This window comes from Brevundimonas sp. (assembly GCF_030682035.1).
In the GTDB taxonomy this organism is placed as follows: domain Bacteria; phylum Pseudomonadota; class Alphaproteobacteria; order Caulobacterales; family Caulobacteraceae; genus Brevundimonas.
In genome coordinates, this window is sequence record NZ_JAUXQZ010000028.1 from 21,485 (window position 1) to 37,100 (window position 15,616).

Annotated in this window: 13 protein-coding genes and 1 tRNA gene; 4 read left to right on the forward strand and 10 right to left on the reverse strand. The window is 66.1% G+C overall.

Annotation, left to right across the window (positions count from 1 at the left end):
* Positions 1-48 precede the first annotated feature (48 nt).
* Positions 49-753 (forward strand): carbonic anhydrase, encoded by a 705-nt coding sequence (locus tag Q8K49_RS08025; RefSeq protein ID WP_305305225.1) that lies wholly within the window; start codon positions 49-51, stop codon positions 751-753.
* Here the strand turns inward: Q8K49_RS08025 and Q8K49_RS08030 are convergent, their stop codons facing one another.
* Genes Q8K49_RS08030 through Q8K49_RS08055 form a run of 6 tightly spaced genes read right to left on the reverse strand, consistent with a single transcriptional unit; the run spans position 754 to position 5,817 of the window.
* Complete coding sequence (locus Q8K49_RS08030) at positions 754-1,827, reverse strand: alpha/beta fold hydrolase (RefSeq protein ID WP_305305226.1); 1,074 nt, start codon at positions 1,825-1,827, stop codon at positions 754-756.
* Positions 1,824-2,654: an MBL fold metallo-hydrolase gene (locus Q8K49_RS08035; RefSeq protein WP_305305227.1), complete on the reverse strand. Its 831-nt coding sequence runs from the start codon at positions 2,652-2,654 to the stop codon at positions 1,824-1,826. Before Q8K49_RS08035 ends, Q8K49_RS08030 begins: the two co-directional genes overlap by 4 nt.
* On the reverse strand, positions 2,651-3,439 hold the full coding sequence (locus Q8K49_RS08040; RefSeq protein ID WP_305305228.1) for a TatD family hydrolase: 789 nt from the start codon (positions 3,437-3,439) through the stop codon (positions 2,651-2,653). The genes Q8K49_RS08035 and Q8K49_RS08040 overlap by 4 nt, the downstream gene beginning before the upstream one ends.
* Positions 3,436-4,413, reverse strand: coding sequence for a DNA polymerase III subunit delta' (locus tag Q8K49_RS08045; protein ID WP_305305229.1), 978 nt, complete (start codon positions 4,411-4,413; stop codon positions 3,436-3,438). The genes Q8K49_RS08040 and Q8K49_RS08045 overlap by 4 nt, the downstream gene beginning before the upstream one ends.
* The gene (gene tmk / locus Q8K49_RS08050) at positions 4,410-5,036 is read right to left on the reverse strand and encodes a dTMP kinase (RefSeq protein WP_305305298.1); all 627 of its coding nucleotides are present in this window, start codon (positions 5,034-5,036) and stop codon (positions 4,410-4,412) included. Before tmk ends, Q8K49_RS08045 begins: the two co-directional genes overlap by 4 nt.
* A gap of 37 nt (positions 5,037-5,073) precedes the next feature.
* Positions 5,074-5,817: a septal ring lytic transglycosylase RlpA family protein gene (locus Q8K49_RS08055; protein WP_305305230.1), complete on the reverse strand. Its 744-nt coding sequence runs from the start codon at positions 5,815-5,817 to the stop codon at positions 5,074-5,076.
* 330 nt (positions 5,818-6,147) lie between these two features.
* On the opposite strand from Q8K49_RS08055, the gene Q8K49_RS08060 reads away from it, so the two are divergent.
* Positions 6,148-6,237, forward strand: a tRNA-Ser gene (locus Q8K49_RS08060).
* A gap of 6 nt (positions 6,238-6,243) precedes the next feature.
* Here the strand turns inward: Q8K49_RS08060 and Q8K49_RS08065 are convergent.
* From Q8K49_RS08065 to Q8K49_RS08080, 4 genes are read right to left on the reverse strand one after another with little or no spacing between them, the layout of a single operon-like run.
* On the reverse strand, positions 6,244-6,399 hold the full coding sequence (locus tag Q8K49_RS08065) for a hypothetical protein (protein ID WP_305305231.1): 156 nt from the start codon (positions 6,397-6,399) through the stop codon (positions 6,244-6,246).
* Between the two features lie 18 nt (positions 6,400-6,417).
* Positions 6,418-6,705, reverse strand: coding sequence for a DUF5985 family protein (locus Q8K49_RS08070; RefSeq protein ID WP_305305232.1), 288 nt, complete (start codon positions 6,703-6,705; stop codon positions 6,418-6,420).
* Positions 6,702-6,983, reverse strand: coding sequence for a DUF5985 family protein (locus Q8K49_RS08075; protein WP_305305233.1), 282 nt, complete (start codon positions 6,981-6,983; stop codon positions 6,702-6,704). Before Q8K49_RS08075 ends, Q8K49_RS08070 begins: the two co-directional genes overlap by 4 nt.
* Positions 6,971-7,363 carry a hypothetical protein gene (locus Q8K49_RS08080; protein ID WP_305305234.1) on the reverse strand — a complete coding sequence of 131 codons (393 nt, stop codon included), beginning with the start codon at positions 7,361-7,363 and terminating at the stop codon, positions 6,971-6,973. Before Q8K49_RS08080 ends, Q8K49_RS08075 begins: the two co-directional genes overlap by 13 nt.
* 257 nt (positions 7,364-7,620) lie before the next feature.
* On the opposite strand from Q8K49_RS08080, the gene Q8K49_RS08085 reads away from it, so the two are divergent.
* Both Q8K49_RS08085 and Q8K49_RS08090 read left to right on the forward strand, forming a co-directional pair.
* Positions 7,621-13,425: a HAMP domain-containing protein gene (locus Q8K49_RS08085; RefSeq protein ID WP_305305235.1), complete on the forward strand. Its 5,805-nt coding sequence runs from the start codon at positions 7,621-7,623 to the stop codon at positions 13,423-13,425.
* Positions 13,425-15,443, forward strand: a complete 2,019-nt coding sequence (locus Q8K49_RS08090; protein ID WP_305305236.1) for a response regulator — start codon at positions 13,425-13,427, stop codon at positions 15,441-15,443. Before Q8K49_RS08085 ends, Q8K49_RS08090 begins: the two co-directional genes overlap by 1 nt.
* Positions 15,444-15,616 lie beyond the last annotated feature (173 nt).

The window sequence follows — 15,616 nt, forward strand, 5'->3', positions numbered from 1 at the left end:
GGGTGTATGGCGTGGGGATGGAATCGGCGATCCAAGGGTCGCCCCGGCGTGGGGACTGCAGGGGCTGAGACGCCGCCGCCGCCGGTCGCCGCTCCGGCCCCGCCGGCAAGGCCGACGCCGGCCGAGGCGCTGAAGATCCTGCGCGACGGCAACACCGCCTTCCGGCGCGGCGAAAGCAACCTGGGCCACGTTTCGGCGACCGACCTGGACAGCCTCCAGGGCGGCCAGCAGCCTATCGCCACCGTGGTCGGCTGCGCTGACAGCCGCACCCCCCCGACCATCCTGTTCAACCAGGGATTCGGCCGGCTGTTCATCATCCGGGTCGCGGGCAACACCGTCGACCGGCGCGGCCTCGCCTCGATCGTCTATGCGGTGAAACATCTGCACTGCCCGCTGGTGGTTGTCATGGGTCACACCGGCTGTGGCGCCGTGGCCGCGGCCGAGGCCGTGGTGGACGGCAAGGCTCCGCTCGATCCTTCGCTGGAGGAGATGATCCTGCCGATCATCCCTGCCGTGCTGGAAGCCCGCCGGACCGGGGCCGCCGACCCGGCAGTGCGCGCGGTCGAGGAAAACGCCCGCCGCGTCGCCTACAAGCTGACGACGGCTGACGCCTCACTGGCCAAGGCCATCGCCGACGGCGCCCTGAAGGTCGTGGCCGCGGTGAAATACATGCATTCCGGCCAGGTCAAATTCCTCGATCTCGACGACGGCCCCGCTCCTGCGCCGGAAGCCCGCGAGCGGGTTCACGCCTGATCAGGGCTCCGACCGCGCCAGCAGCTCGACCAGATCGTCCTTCCAGAACGCGGCCCAGGTGTGGGTTCCGTGGCCCTTGCCGCCGACGCTGTTGGGGATCAGGCGGTACCGGACGCCGGCGATCCGCGGGACAAACTGCTCCGCCAACCCCAGTTCCGGCGGATTGATGAAGTCGTCCGCCGAATTGATCCAGGTCATCGGAGCGGTGATCCGCTCCAGCCCCGCCGAGGGATCGTAGTCGAATGAGGCGTTGACCTGATACCAGAGGTCGTTGGCGTCCAGCGCCGGGATGCGCCGCGCCTGCTGGGCCGCCAGCCATTCGTCCACCGCCGCCGGTGTGGCCAGATCCTGTTGCATCGCCATCGGCGCCGAACCCGCCAGCAGCAGCAGGTCGACCGCCGTGCGCAGGCCCTCGACCGGCTGGTCCGCATAGTCTCCGCCCGCCCAGGCCGGGTCACTGCGGATTGCGTCCTTGAGCATGGTCCGCCACAGCCGGTTGCGGCCGACGATGGCGGTCGGCTGGCAGGCCATCGGCATCAGGGCCTCGGCGAAGTCCGGGTGCGTCTCGCCCCAGACGAAAATATGCATACAGCCCATTGAGGTCCCGAGGATCAACCGCGCCCGGTCCACGTTCAACCCATCGACCAGCAGCCGCCGCTGGGCCTCGACCATGTCGGCATAGCCGTATTGCGGGAACCGCGCCCGCAGCCCGTCGGACGGCTTGGACGAACCGCCGTGGCCCAGGTTGTCCGGCATGACGATATAGTAGCGCGCGATGTCCAACGGCTGCCCCGGCCCGAACAGTTCAGTTGCGAATTGCGGCGACAGGAACTGCGCGCCCGTCCCGCCTGTGCCGTGCAGCAACAGGACCGCGTTCTCGACCCGCCCGTCAGCGCCCCGCCGCGGCTGGCCGAGGGTGCGGTAGTGCATCCGAAGTTCCGGCAGCGACTGGCCGGAAGCGAGGGCAAAGCCCGGAGCGGAAAAGTCGCCCTCGACCGGCTCTGGTTCGGCGGCGGACGCCGATGACAGCAGCAGGGCAGCTAGACCCCAGATCAGGGGTAGAAGGCGTTTCATGGCGCAGGCGCTCCGGTCTCAAGCGAAAGCCGGGCGGACCAGCCGTCATATGCGACATCGACGTTGGCGGGCACCGCGGCCTTCAGGGCGTTGTAGTCCAGATCGAGGTGCAGATTGGTCAGAACCGCGCGCTTGACCTGCGCCCGGGCGATCCAGTCCAGGGTCCGCTCGACATGGGCGTGGGTCGGATGCGGCGTCCAGCGCAGGGCGTCGACGATCCACAGGTCGCACCCTTGCACCGCCTTGATCGCCGCCTCGTCGAGCTCGGACACATCGCTGGAATAGGCGACGGGTCCGATGCGGTAGCCAACCGAGCGGATCGGTCCATGGGCCTGGTCGAAGGTGACCACGGGCACAGCTCCGCCCGGCCCCTCAACCGTCCAAGTCTGGCCATGCGGCGGCACGGGATGGGCTTCGAGTATGGCCGGATAGCCCTCCATGCTCTCGAAGATGTAGCGGAACCGCCCCTGCAGGGCCTCGCGGGTGGCCGCGTCCATGAAGGTCGGAATGCGCCGCCGCGCCCGCATGGCGAAGACGCGCAGGTCGTCGACCCCGTGAGTCTGGTCCGCGTGGTCGTGGGTGTAGAGGACGGCGTCTATGTGGCGCACATCGGCCGCAAGCATCTGGGCGCGCAGGTCGGGCGAGGTGTCAATCAGGACGCTGGTGACCCCCGCCACGCCGTGGCGGCGGACCAACAGGGAGCAGCGGGTACGGTAGTTCTTCGGCTCGGCCGGATCACAGTCGCCCCAGTCGCCGTCACCGCGCGGGACGCCGCCGGACGAGCCGCAACCAAGGATGACGACTTCCAGCTCTCCGGTCCCGCTCATGCGCCTGCTGGCCTCGGAATGCGGTCGAACAGGGTGAAGAAGGCGTCGGTCGTGCGCGCCTCGGCCTCGTCGCGGCTCCAGCCGCGGATCTCGCCCAGCTTGTCGAGCACATGGGTCACATAGGCCGGCTCATTGCGCCGCCCACGATGCGGCATGGGGGCCAGATAAGGGCAGTCGGTCTCGACGATGATGCGGTCGGCGGGCATGGCCGCGACGATCTCGCGCACCTCGGCGGCGGCCTTGAAGGTGGCGATGCCGGAGACCGAGAACCATGCACCAAGTTCGGCTGTTTTTTCCGCCAGTTCCGGCCCGCTGGTATAGCAGTGCATCAGGAATCGGAACGGGCCGTCCACCTGCTCCTCCGCCAGAATTCCGGCCATGACGTCATCGGCCTCCCGCGTGTGCACGACCAGCGGCAGGCCCGTCTGGCGCGCGGCGTGAATGTGGGTTCGGAACACCTCGGCCTGTATGGCACGCGGACTGAGGTCATAGTGGAAGTCCAGCCCGCATTCGCCGATGCCGACGACCCGGGGCCGCGCCGCCAGCTCGATTAGCCGGTCGACGGTCAGGTCGGCATGATCCTTCGCCTCATGCGGATGGGCCCCGACGGTGCACCAGATGTCGTCATGGGCCATGGCCAGCCCGTGGGTGGCCTCGAAGGTCGACAGCTTGTCGGAAATTTCGACCATCAGGCCGACCCCGGCCTCACGGGCCCGGGCGATGACAGCGTCCCTGTCGTCATCGAACTGGGGAGCGTGCAGATTGACATGGCTGTCGATAATCATCCGCCCGCCTTGACGCGCTGCAGGTCCGCGAGCGCCCCGGCCAGCACGTCGCCCCGGTCGAGATTGATGGCGGCCGTCCGGTCAGGCAGTTCGGACAGGCGCGACCACAGCTCGGCCCAGCGGGCTCCCGAGGCCCCCTCCTCCAGCGCCCGCACCTGCACGGCGGCGATCAGCCGGTCCATCAGGGTCTCGAACCGGTCCTGCCCCTCGGGACCCCGGAATTTGTCAGCGACGGCCAGAGCCTCGGCGCGATCGATGGTCGGCGCCGAGACCCAGGCCTGGGCCAGCTGGTCAGCCTCAAGCGTGGCGCCGGAGGCCAGAGCCAGCGCTCGGCCCGGCGAGCCTCCCGCCATGCCCGCGATCCGCGCCGCCTCGGCTGAGCTCACCCCCGTGCGATTGCGCACCAGCTCTTCCAGGGCGTGCAACGGCCAGACCGGGAAGGCCAGACGGCGGCAGCGCGACCGGATCGTCGCCAGCAACCGGCCCGGCGCGTGGGTGACGAGGAACAGCACGCCCCGCTCCGGCGGCTCTTCCAGCACCTTGAGCAGGGCGTTGGCCGCGTTCAGGTTCAGATCGTCGGCGGCGTCGATGATGGCCACCCGATAGCGCGCCTGCGACGGGCTTTTGGAAAAGAACTCCGGCAGCTCTCGCGCCTGGTCAACCGAGATCGATTTCTTCGTCTTGCCGCCCTCGACGGCGCGCTCCAGCACCAGCAGATCAGGATGGGACCGGGCCGTGACCAGTCGCGCGACCGGGTCGTCCGGGCTGGTCCCCAACGGCCCGCGCGACGGATCGGGCGCGGCGCCCAGCAGGCGGCGGGCGGCGCGAAACGCAAAGGTCGCCTTGCCCGATCCCTCGGGGCCGCAGAGCAGCCACGCGTGGTGCAGCCGGTCCCTGCCGAAGGCGTCCAGAAAAGCGGCTTCGGCCGCCGCATCGGGGACCAGGTCGAATCGGTCCCGCGCGTGCTCGCTCACAGCAGCCGGGCCTCGACGGCGGCCCATACCCGGGCGGCCACCGCGTCCTGATCGCCGTCGGCGTCGATGATGACGCAGCGTTCCGGGTACCGGGCCGCGATGTCGAGGAAGCCGCGACGCAGACGCTCGTGGAATTCCAGCCCCTTGGATTCGAACCGGGTTTCGAACAGACCGCGGCCGAAGGCCCGCTCCAGCCCGACCTCGACCGGCAAGTCGAAGATCAGGGTCAGGTCAGGCTGGGTCACGCCGACAATGGCGGCGTCCAGCGATTCTATGAACTCGGCCGGCGCGCCGCCGCCGACGCCCTGATAGGCCCGGCTGGAGTCGGCGAAACGATCGCAGACCACCCATCGGCCGGCCTCCAGCGCGGGCCGGATGGTGCGCTCCAGATGGTCGGACCGGGCGGCGAACATCAACAAGGTCTCGGTCACCGGCGACCAGCGCCCGGCGTCGCCGTTCAGGGCGATCGCCCGAATGTCCTCGGCGCCCCGCGAGCCGCCGGGCTCGCGGGTCTGGACGACGTCCAGCTCACGATCGCGCAGCCGCTCGACCAGCCGCGCCACCTGGGTTGACTTGCCGGTCCCCTCGCCGCCTTCGAACGTGATGAATCTGCCCTGGGTCACCGGCGCACAATGGCGACGGCGGACGATCAAGCAAGCCTCAGCGCGCCGATATCAACAGGGCGTCGGCGTATCCGCGTGCGATCACCGCCTGACGCGAGCGCTCGGCGGCGTTCGGATCGGGCCAGGGGCCGACCAGGACCCGGAACAGGCCGTCGTTTCGGCCTCCCTCCACAGTCGCCCGGTCGCCCAGTTCATCGGCGACCCGGCGGGCGGCGCGACGGTCCGAAAAGGCGCCGGCCTGAATCCAGTAGTCGCTCCGCGTGGACGGCGCCGCCGACACGACCGGTGCGCGCTCGGCGGCGGCGTATTGAAGGGTCGTTCCCCCGCCGGTCCGGGGCGCGGGGCCCAGATAGCGGACCCGAACCTCGCCGACTCCCGCCTGCAGTATCCCCAGCGCCTCCGCCGAGCCGCGCGACAGGTCGATGATCCGGTTGTCGACAAAAGGTCCCCGGTCGTTGACCCGCACCACGATGCGGCGACCGTTGGCCAGATTGGTCACCTCTACCAGTCCGGGCAGCGGCAGGGTCTTATGGGCCGCGGTCAGGGCATGCATGTCGAACCGCTCGCCGGTCGCCGTGGGCCGTCCGTTGAACTGATCTCCGTACCAGGACGCCAGGCCGGTCTCGTCATAGCCGGGCTGTTCGGCCGGCTGATACCAGCGCCCCCGCACCTGATAGCGGCGCATCGTGCCTGAAACGATGGGGGCGGGATCGGTCACCACCGGCAGGCGGGTCGCCTCCGGACGGGCGACACCGGCGCAGGCCGCGACCAAGGACAACATGGCCGCAACCAGGACGCCTCGAAGCGCTTTCGTGGGAATATTTCCGGCCATGTCCCCACCTGTGAAGGCAACCAGCATGGCCAAAGACATTTCCGCTTTGGTTAACGGCCCGTTTGGCGCTATGCGGCCAGTCCGCTCGAGGAACACGGACAGGTCGCCGTGTGGTTTAGGGTAGCGGTCTTGAAAGCTGCTGCACCTTGAGCGCTTGAATGTGAGGGCTCCGCGAAATAGGAGCCTGTTTACAGCCGGTTCGCATCGCGTGCGGATCGTTCGGAATGGGGACGAAAACCGCCCCGTAAGCCTGTCGTAAGCGGCAGCGCTGGCCGGTAAGGAAGTGTGGCCGAGTGGTTTAAGGCACTGGTCTTGAAAACCAGCGACGGTGTGAGCCGTCCGTGGGTTCGAATCCCACCGCTTCCGCCAGCCCGTTCAGTCGTCTGCGAAATAGTCCTCGTCGATCCGCTTCACCGCGATGGTCCGACTCTTTCGCACACCCACACCGTGCTCCACCAGGAGTTCAGCAAGCCCATCGCCGTCGATCAGAATGCTCTCTCTGAGGAAGATGCTGAACGTACGTGACTGCATGACCGCCAAAGGTCGAGGCTAACGACCGGAGGGCCCGCTGGACAGGGAACGGGCCGAGCTTTTCGCGACGACGGCGACAATGAGAATGAGGAAGGCGAGCAGTCGCAGCAGATAGAACGGGCTCTGCTCTTCGCGGGGTACCTTCATGACGATGGTGAGTAACGGAGTCGTCGCCATCAGCAGAAAGGCGGCAGCGAAGGCCAGGAAAAGGGTATCGTTGGTGCGCCGCCAGAATTTGAGAAAGAAGAGCGCGGCGACAGCATAGCCCATGATGATGGCGCCGCTGATGAGGGGCATAATGCTCATCGGTCCACCTCCCAGACGAAACCGTAGATCAGGACGCCGACCGCCAGCAAGGCGGTCGCTTGACGGGCGATCGACAGGTTGACGTCGGCGAGGATCACCATGTCCAGCACCACCAGCAGATTGTTCGCCGCCAGCAGCCAGAAGCAGGCGGCGCTCCACATCAACAGCGGCTGCCGCGACCGCAACCATGACCGGGTCAGCAGACCGGCGCAGACCGCGCTGGTCAACAGACACAGGCCGTAGACAATGCCCGGCGCCCAGTCGGTCAAGATTTCCATCCCCCCAGCCGAAATGAATCCGCAAAGCCCCGCAGCGCATCCGGACGTCGGGAGGTGATCGTATTCACTACCGCCACCGGTCGTTCACGATAGACGGCCTCAAGCTCGTCGCAAAGCGCCCCAAGACGGGGCGAGGCGGGCGCATAGCTGAAACTCCCGTCCGTCTCCAGAATCAGGCCGGCTTGCTGCAAACGCTGGATGCAATCGTTGACCAGGGGTGCGCTTGCCCGCAGTTCAGTGACCAACCTTTCGGGGGACCAGGAAGCCGCCGGCGGCCGGCGCAGGAGAAACAGGGTTTCCAGCGCCCATACTGACGGAATGGCGCCCTCAATGAAGGCGGCGAGATCGGGATCCAGCGATGATCCGGGGGGGGCCTTCACCCCCGTTGGTCCGTTTTTGACCCTGACCACATGGAGCAGGAACCTAGCGGCTGACGCGCGATTGGCAACGACAGAGATTTTTGCCGCGCGGCGGAACCTCTGTCGAGTTTCTCGGTTGTGAGCAGTTGGTTCGGGGGAAGCAGCGGATGGCGTGATCGGCAACGGGTGGGGGTCAGCGCACAGCGCTGTTCCGCATCAGACCGGCCATCTTGGGCGACCTCTGAACAGACAACGTTTCTGTTCCGAAGGCATAACTGATGTCGCTCGCCGCCGTGGCTGCCGAATCTGTACTCGACAATCGTCAGCTCCTGACGGCCCTCAGAGCCTTTCGCAGAGGGGATTTCTCGGTCCGACTGCCCGGCGGCCTTACGGGCATGGATGGCGAATTGGCCGAGGCCTTCAACGACGTCGTCGAGTTGAACGACCGGATGAGCCGGGAGTTCGGCCGTTTGGGCGAAATGGTCGGCCGCCAGGGCAAGATCAACCACCGTGCTCGCGTGCCGGCGGCGACGGGCTCGTGGGCGGCCAGCGTCGACGCGGTCAATACCCTGATCGCCGACATGGTCCATCCGACCGCGGAGATGGCCCGCGTGATCGGGGCCGTGGCCAAGGGCGACCTGTCGCAGACCATGGACCTGGAGAACGAGGAACAGCCCCTGCGCGGCGAATTCCTGCGCATCGGGCGGGTCGTGAACACCATGGTGGGCCAGCTTGGATCGTTCGCCTCGGAAGTGACCCGGGTGGCGCGCGAGGTGGGCACCGAGGGCAAGCTGGGCGGCCAGGCCAATGTGAAGGGGGTGGCCGGCACCTGGAAGGATCTGACGGACAACGTGAATTTCATGGCCGCCAACCTGACGGGTCAGGTTCGCAACATCGCCGAGGTGACCACGGCCGTGGCCAACGGCGACCTCAGCCGCAAGATCACCGTGGACGTGAAGGGCGAGGTGCTGGAGCTGAAGGACACCATCAACACCATGGTGGACCAGCTGAATTCCTTCGCCTCCGAGGTCACCCGGATGGCCCGCGAAGTGGGTTCGGAAGGCAAGCTGGGCGGTCAGGCCAATGTGAAGGGGGTGGCCGGCACCTGGAAGGATCTGACCGACAATGTGAACTTCATGGCCGCCAACCTGACGGGTCAGGTGCGGAACATCGCCGAAGTGACCACCGCGGTGGCCAAGGGCGACCTGTCGAAGAAGATCACCGTCGACGTGAAGGGGGAAATCCTCGAGCTGAAGTCGACCATCAACACCATGGTGGACCAGCTGAACGCTTTCGCCTCGGAGGTGACCCGGGTGGCGCGCGAAGTGGGCACCGAGGGCAAGCTGGGCGGTCAGGCCCGCGTGGAAGGCGTCGGCGGCACGTGGAAGGACCTGACCGACAACGTCAATCTGATGGCCGACAACCTGACCGGCCAGGTCCGCAACATCGCCGAGGTGACCACCGCCGTGGCCAAGGGCGACCTGTCCAAGAAGATCACTGTGCAGGTGCGCGGCGAGGTGCTGGAGCTGAAGGACACCATCAACGTCATGGTGGACCAGCTGAACGCCTTCGCCTCCGAAGTGACCCGGGTGGCCAAGGAGGTCGGCACCGACGGCAAGCTGGGCGGTCAGGCCCAGGTGGAAGGGGTCACCGGCGCCTGGAAGGACCTGACCGACAATGTGAACCTGATGGCCGACAACCTGACCGGTCAGGTGCGGAACATCGCCGAGGTGACGACCGCCGTGGCCAACGGCGACCTGTCCAAGAAGATCACCGTCGACGTGAAGGGCGAGATCCTCGAGCTGAAATCGACCATCAACGTCATGGTGGACCAGCTGAACTCCTTCGCCTCCGAAGTGTCGCGCGTGGCCCGTGAAGTGGGCACCGAGGGCAAGCTGGGCGGCCAGGCCAACGTGAAGGGCGTCGGCGGGGCCTGGAAGGACCTGACCGACAACGTGAACTTCATGGCCGCCAACCTGACGGGTCAGGTGCGGAACATCGCCGAAGTGACCACCGCCGTGGCCAACGGCGACCTGTCCAAGAAGATCACCGTCGATGTGAAGGGTGAGATTCTCGAGCTGAAATCCACCATCAACGTCATGGTCGATCAGCTGAACGCCTTTGCGTCGGAAGTGACCCGCGTGGCCCGCGAAGTGGGGACGGAAGGCAAGCTGGGCGGCCAGGCGCAGGTGACCGGGGTGACCGGCGCCTGGAAGGACCTCACCGACAATGTGAACTCCATGGCCGCCAACCTGACCGGTCAGGTGCGCGAGATCGCCGAAGTGACCACCGCCGTGGCCAACGGCGACCTGTCCAAGAAAATCACCGTGGACGTGAAGGGTGAGATCCTCGAACTGAAATCCACCATCAACGTCATGGTGGATCAGCTGAACGCCTTTGCCTCCGAAGTGACCCGCGTGGCCCGTGAGGTCGGCACCGAGGGCAAGCTGGGCGGCCAGGCCCAGGTCAAGGGTGTGACCGGGACCTGGAAAGATCTGACTGACAATGTGAACTTCATGGCCGGCAACCTGACCGGTCAGGTGCGAAACATCGCCGAAGTGACCACCGCCGTGGCCAAGGGCGACCTGTCCAAAAAGATCACCGTGGACGTGAAAGGCGAAATCCTCGAGCTGAAGAACACCATCAACGTCATGGTGGACCAGTTGAACGCCTTCGCCTCGGAAGTGACCCGGGTGGCCAAGGAGGTCGGCACCGAGGGCAAGCTGGGCGGCCAGGCGCGGGTGGAGGGCGTCGGCGGAACCTGGAAGGACTTGACCGACAATGTGAACTTCATGGCCGCCAACCTGACAGGTCAGGTGCGGGGCATCGCCGACGTGGTGACCGCCGTGGCCAACGGCGACCTGAAGCGCAAACTGACGGTGGACGCCAAGGGCGAGATCGCCTCGCTGGCCGACACCATCAACGGCATGATCGAGACCCTGGCCATCTTCGCCGACCAAGTCACCAACGTCGCCCGCGAGGTGGGCATTGAGGGCAAGCTCGGCGGACAGGCACGGGTGCCCGGCGCCGCCGGCCTGTGGCGCGACCTGACCGATAACGTCAACCAGCTGGCCGGCAATCTGACCACCCAGGTCCGCGCCATCGCCGAGGTGTCGACCGCAGTGACCAAGGGCGAGCTGACCCGCTCCATCACCGTCGAGGCCTCGGGCGAGGTCGCGGCGCTGAAGGACAACATCAACGAGATGATCCGAAATCTGAAGGATCAGACCCTCAAGAACACCGAACAGGACTGGCTGAAGACCAATCTGGCCCGCTTCACCCGCATGCTGCAGGGCGAGCGCGATCTGTCCACAGTGTCGAACATGGTGCTGTCCGAACTGGCGCCCCTGATCAACGCCCAGCACGCGGTCTTCTATGTCTCGGACAAGGACCCGGCGGATGAGCCGGTCCTGGTGCTTGCCGCCGCCTACGCCTCGACCCAGCACGAGGAACTATCGCCGACCTTTCGGCTGGGCCAGAGCCTGATAGGCCAGTGCGCCAAAGAGAAAGAGCGCATTCTGCTGACCAACGTGCCGGCCGACTATGTCCAGATTGGCTCGGGACTCGGCGGCGCGGCGCCGCTGAACATCATCATATTGCCCGCCCTGTTCGAGGGCGAGGTCAAGGCAGTGATCGAGCTGGCGACGTTCGGCGAGTTTTCAGAGACCCACCAGTCGTTCCTGAGCCAGTTGATGGAATCGATCGGCATCGTGCTGAACACTATCGCCGCCAACATGCGTACCGAGGGCCTGCTGAGCCAGTCCCAGCTTCTGACCGCCGAGCTTCAGGCGCAACAGGATGAGTTGAAGACCACAAACGACCGGCTGGAGCAGCAAGCTGCGTCGCTGCGCCAATCCGAGGAACTGCTTCGCGCCAAGCAGGAAGAGTTGCAACAGTCCAACGCCGAACTGGAGGACAAGGCGGTCCTGCTTTCCGCGCAGAACCAGCAGGTGGAGGCCAAGAACCAGGAGGTCGAACAGGCGCGTTTCGCCCTGGAGGAAAAGGCCGAACAGCTGGCCCTGACCTCGAAATACAAGTCGGAATTCCTGGCCAACATGAGCCACGAGCTGCGCACGCCGCTCAACAGTTTGCTGATCCTGTCCAAGATGCTGAGCGAGAACACCCAGGGCAATCTGACCCTGAAACAGGTCGAGTTCGCCAAGAACATCCACGCGGCCGGTTCGGACCTGCTGGGCCTGATCAACGACATCCTCGACCTGTCCAAGATCGAGTCCGGCACCGTCACCCTGGACATCAGCGAAACGGCCTTCGAGTCCCTGCGCAACCAGATGCAGCGGACCTTCGCCCAGATCGCTCAAGACAAGAAACTGGACTTCAGCATCGAGATCGACCCTGATTTGCCCAAGTCGATGTACACCGACGACAAGCGGCTGTTGCAGATCATCAAGAACCTGCTGTCGAATGCCTTCAAATTCACCGCCACCGGTTCCGTTCAGATGCGGATTGATCGGGCCGAGCGCGGGTGGAGCGCTGGCAATGAACACCTGAACAAGACTGGTCAGGTGCTGGCCATTTCCGTCCACGACAGCGGCATCGGCATCCCGGAAGACAAGCAACGCATCATCTTTGAAGCCTTCCAGCAAGCCGACGGCACGACCAGCCGGAAATACGGTGGCACCGGTCTGGGCCTGTCCATCAGCCGCGAAATCACGCGCACACTGGGCGGTGAACTGAAGGTCGAGAGCGAGCCCGACCAGGGCAGCACCTTCACCCTGTACCTCCCGCTCAACTTCAGCCCGACCGCCGTGCCTGCCGGTTCCTCCGGGCGCGAGGCGGCCAAGATGATCACGGTGCGGACTGCGCCGACCGAGAGCGAGGCAGAGGCCGTAGAGCCGGTCAGCGACGATCGCGATTCCGTGGCGCCGGGCGATCCCGTCATCCTGATCGTGGAGGACGACCCTCGCTTCGGCTCGATCCTGCTGGCCCTGGTCCGGGACTGCGGATTCAAGGGCGTCGTGACCCAGGAAGGGATAGCCGCGGCCTCCCTGGCGCGCCGCTATGGGCCGCAGGCGATCATGCTCGACATCGGCCTGCCCGACATGGACGGCCTGGCGCTGCTGGATCTTCTCAAGCGGACGCCGGAGACGCGGCACATCCCGGTCCATGTGATCTCGGCCGACGACCAGGCCGGACTGGGCCTGGCCATCGGCGCCTTCGGGTTCACGCCCAAGCCGATCGACCGCGAAGGCGTTGTCGCCAGTCTGGACGAGGTGAAGAAATTCGTCTCCGTCGCCAAGCGCCGGCTGGTGCTGATCGGCAAGGCCGGTCTCGCCGCGGACGCCCTTAAGGCCGCCTTCGGAAGCCTGGTTCGGGTGGACTCCCTCAAGGGGCTCGGCAAGATCAAGCTGAGGTCGTCCGACAGCCTGATCATGGACGCCGGCGGCACGCCGGTTCCGGCGGCGGTCGACTATCTGAAGTCCGCCGAACGGCCCGCTGTGGTCTATGCCGAAGAGCCCCTGAGCGCGGAGGACGAACGGCGGCTGCGGCTGGCGGTGTTCGCGGGCCATGTGCGGATGGCGCGGACGCCCGACCAGTTGCTGGAGCAGGCGACCTTGCTGCTGCATGAGCCGACGGAACGCCTGTCGGAGGCCGCCCGGACGACGCTGGCGCAGACCCGCAAGGAGGACGCCATCCTGACGGGCCGCACCGCACTGGTGATTGATGACGACATCCGCAACATCTTCTCCATGGCCAGCGCGTTGGAGGAGTTTGGCGTCGACCTGCTCTACGCCGAGAGCGGTCGCGCCGGGCTGGACCTGCTGCGCCAGCATCCCGAGATCGACGTCATCCTGGTCGACATCATGATGCCCGACATGGACGGCTATGAGACGATGCGGGAAATCCGGGCCATCGCCCAGTTCGCCGACCTGCCCATCATCGCGGTCACAGCCAAGGCCATGAAGGGCGACCGGCTGAAATGCATTCAGGCCGGCGCCTCCGACTATGTCTCCAAGCCGGTTGATATCGACTATCTGATCTCGGTCATGCGGGTCTCGATCCAGCGGTCGGACGCCAACCGGTTGGGCGTCGGCGCCCCGCACGTTGCGCCGGCGGCGCTCTGATGCCGCGGCGTCCGAAGGCCACGTCCGCGCCCCTGTCCGCGCGGGTGCTGATCGTCGATGACGACGAGCGCAATGCGTTCGCGGCATCCGAAGCGCTGGAGGTTCTCGGACACGAGCTCGTCGTCGCTCGATCGGGCGAAGAGGCCCTGCGCCTTCTGCTGACCCAGGAGTTCGCCGTCATCCTGCTGGACCTCCACATGCCCGGCATGGATGGCTACGAGACCGCCAAGCTGATCCGCGAGCACCCCCGCACGCGCGATACGCCGATCGTCTTCGTGACGGCGGTGTTCCGGGACGAAGCCCACATCTTTCAGGCCTACACGGTCGGGGCCGTCGATGTGGTGTTCAAGCCGGCGGACCCCTTCATCCTGCGCTCCAAGGTATCGATCCTGGTTGACCTGCATCTGAAGACGCTTCAGGTCCGGCAGCAGGCGGATGAGCGCCATGCCCTGCTTCAGGAAAACGCCCGCATCAGCGAGGCGCGGCTGGAGGCGGAGCTGGCCCTGCGCCGGGCGCGGGAACGGCAGGACGCCATTCTCAAATCCCTGCCTGTGGTGTTCACCTCGCGGACGACCATCCACCCGTTCGGCGCCCTGTTCGTCAGCGACAGCATCATGCCTCTGACCGGTTTCGAACCGAGCCGTTTCGTCGACGAGCCCGAGATCGGTCTGGGCCGCATTCATCCGGACGACGTCGCCGGCGTCGTCGAATGCCTGATGAAGGCGTCGGAAACCGGTGCCTATGCCTGCGAGTATCGCTGGCAGTGCGCCGATGGCGAGTACCGCACCTTTCTCGATCAGGGGGTCTGGGCGGCCGCTGAGGAGGATGGAACGGCCCAGATTCTGGGTACATTGCTGGACGTCACCGAGCGCCGTCTTCTCGAGGAGCAACTGACCCAGGCGCGCAAGATGGAGGCGGTCGGACAGCTGACGGGCGGCGTCGCGCATGACTTCAACAACCTGCTCACAGTGGTGCTCGGCAATGCGGACATCCTTCTGCGGCGTGTCGAGGATGAGCCCCGGATCGTCAAACACCTGACGGCGATCCGGGCCGCCGCCGAACGGGGGCACACCTTGACCCGACAGTTGCTCGCCTTCTCGCGGCGCCAGCAACTGAACCCCGAGGCCGTCGATCTCAACGCGCTGATCCGCGGCTTCGCACCGCTGATGCAGCAGGCCGTGGGCGAGGGTGTGACCATCGCGCTCGCGCTCGCTCCCGAACCTCTCTACGCCGATGTGGACCCGACTCATCTGGAAACGGCGCTCCTCAATCTGGCGGTCAACGCGCGGGATGCGATGAACAATGAGGGGACGGTGACCATCGAGTCCGAGGGGCCTGCCCATACAGGCGGTTCGTGGACCCGGATCGTGGTGCGCGACACCGGCGCCGGCATGACCAGCGAGGTGGTCAAGCACGTGTTCGAGCCCTTCTACACCACCAAGGACGTTGGCAGCGGATCCGGGCTGGGCCTGTCGCAGGTCTATGGCTTTGTTACCCAGTCTGGTGGCAAGGTTCAGGTTTCCAGTTCCCCGGGTCAGGGGGCGGCTTTTGAACTGCTGCTGCCGTTGACGGACAGGCGACCGCAATCCGCCGCCACTCCCCCGCCGGTCGCGGAAATCGAAACCGGGTCCGAAAGCATTCTGATTGTGGAGGACGAGCCGGCCGTCCTGAACCTGTGCCTCGATATGCTGACCGACCTCGGGTACCGATGCGACGTCGCCCAGGATGCCGCCGAAGCCCTGCGCCGGCTGAAAAGCGAGCAACACTACGACCTGCTGTTTTCGGATGTCGTCATGCCGGGCGGCATCAACGGGATCGAGTTGGGCCGTCGCGCCGTCGCGATGCGACCGGACCTGAAAGTCCTGCTCACTTCGGGCTACCTCGGCGAGACTGCCCGGCACGAGCCGCATGACTTTCCGCTGATCGACAAACCCTATGAGCGATCAGAACTGGCCGCGCGCTTGAGGGAGATGCTGACGGGGCGACCCGCCTCTACGCGGGAAGCTCAGTCAGCCTGAGGGGGTGCCCTCAGGATAACCCCGCGTGATAGAAAGCCGCCCTGCCCTCTTGAAATCAGGCAACTGCCGCCGCCCCCTCGCCGCCGCTTCGCTGCGGAAGCGGCGGCGAGGGGGTCTGTTTGTCAAGGGACGCTGGATGTTGAAGCCGTTGTAAATCGCCGCGTCGGTGGTCA

Excerpts from the sequence above, each read along its gene's own strand:
- Q8K49_RS08030 (WP_305305226.1), bottom strand. The coding sequence starts at position 1,827 with ATGAAACGCCTTCTACCCCTGATCTGGGGTCTAGCTGCCCTGCTGCTG.
- Q8K49_RS08035 (WP_305305227.1), bottom strand. The coding sequence starts at position 2,654 with ATGAGCGGGACCGGAGAGCTGGAAGTCGTCATCCTTGGTTGCGGCTCG.
- Q8K49_RS08040 (WP_305305228.1), bottom strand. The coding sequence starts at position 3,439 with ATGATTATCGACAGCCATGTCAATCTGCACGCTCCCCAGTTCGATGAC.
- Q8K49_RS08055 (WP_305305230.1), bottom strand. The coding sequence starts at position 5,817 with ATGTTGTCCTTGGTCGCGGCCTGCGCCGGTGTCGCCCGTCCGGAGGCG.
- Q8K49_RS08065 (WP_305305231.1), bottom strand. The coding sequence starts at position 6,399 with ATGCAGTCACGTACGTTCAGCATCTTCCTCAGAGAGAGCATTCTGATC.
- Q8K49_RS08070 (WP_305305232.1), bottom strand. The coding sequence starts at position 6,705 with ATGAGCATTATGCCCCTCATCAGCGGCGCCATCATCATGGGCTATGCT.
- Q8K49_RS08075 (WP_305305233.1), bottom strand. The coding sequence starts at position 6,983 with ATGGAAATCTTGACCGACTGGGCGCCGGGCATTGTCTACGGCCTGTGT.
- Q8K49_RS08085 (WP_305305235.1), top strand. The coding sequence starts at position 7,621 with ATGTCGCTCGCCGCCGTGGCTGCCGAATCTGTACTCGACAATCGTCAG.
- Q8K49_RS08090 (WP_305305236.1), top strand. The coding sequence starts at position 13,425 with ATGCCGCGGCGTCCGAAGGCCACGTCCGCGCCCCTGTCCGCGCGGGTG.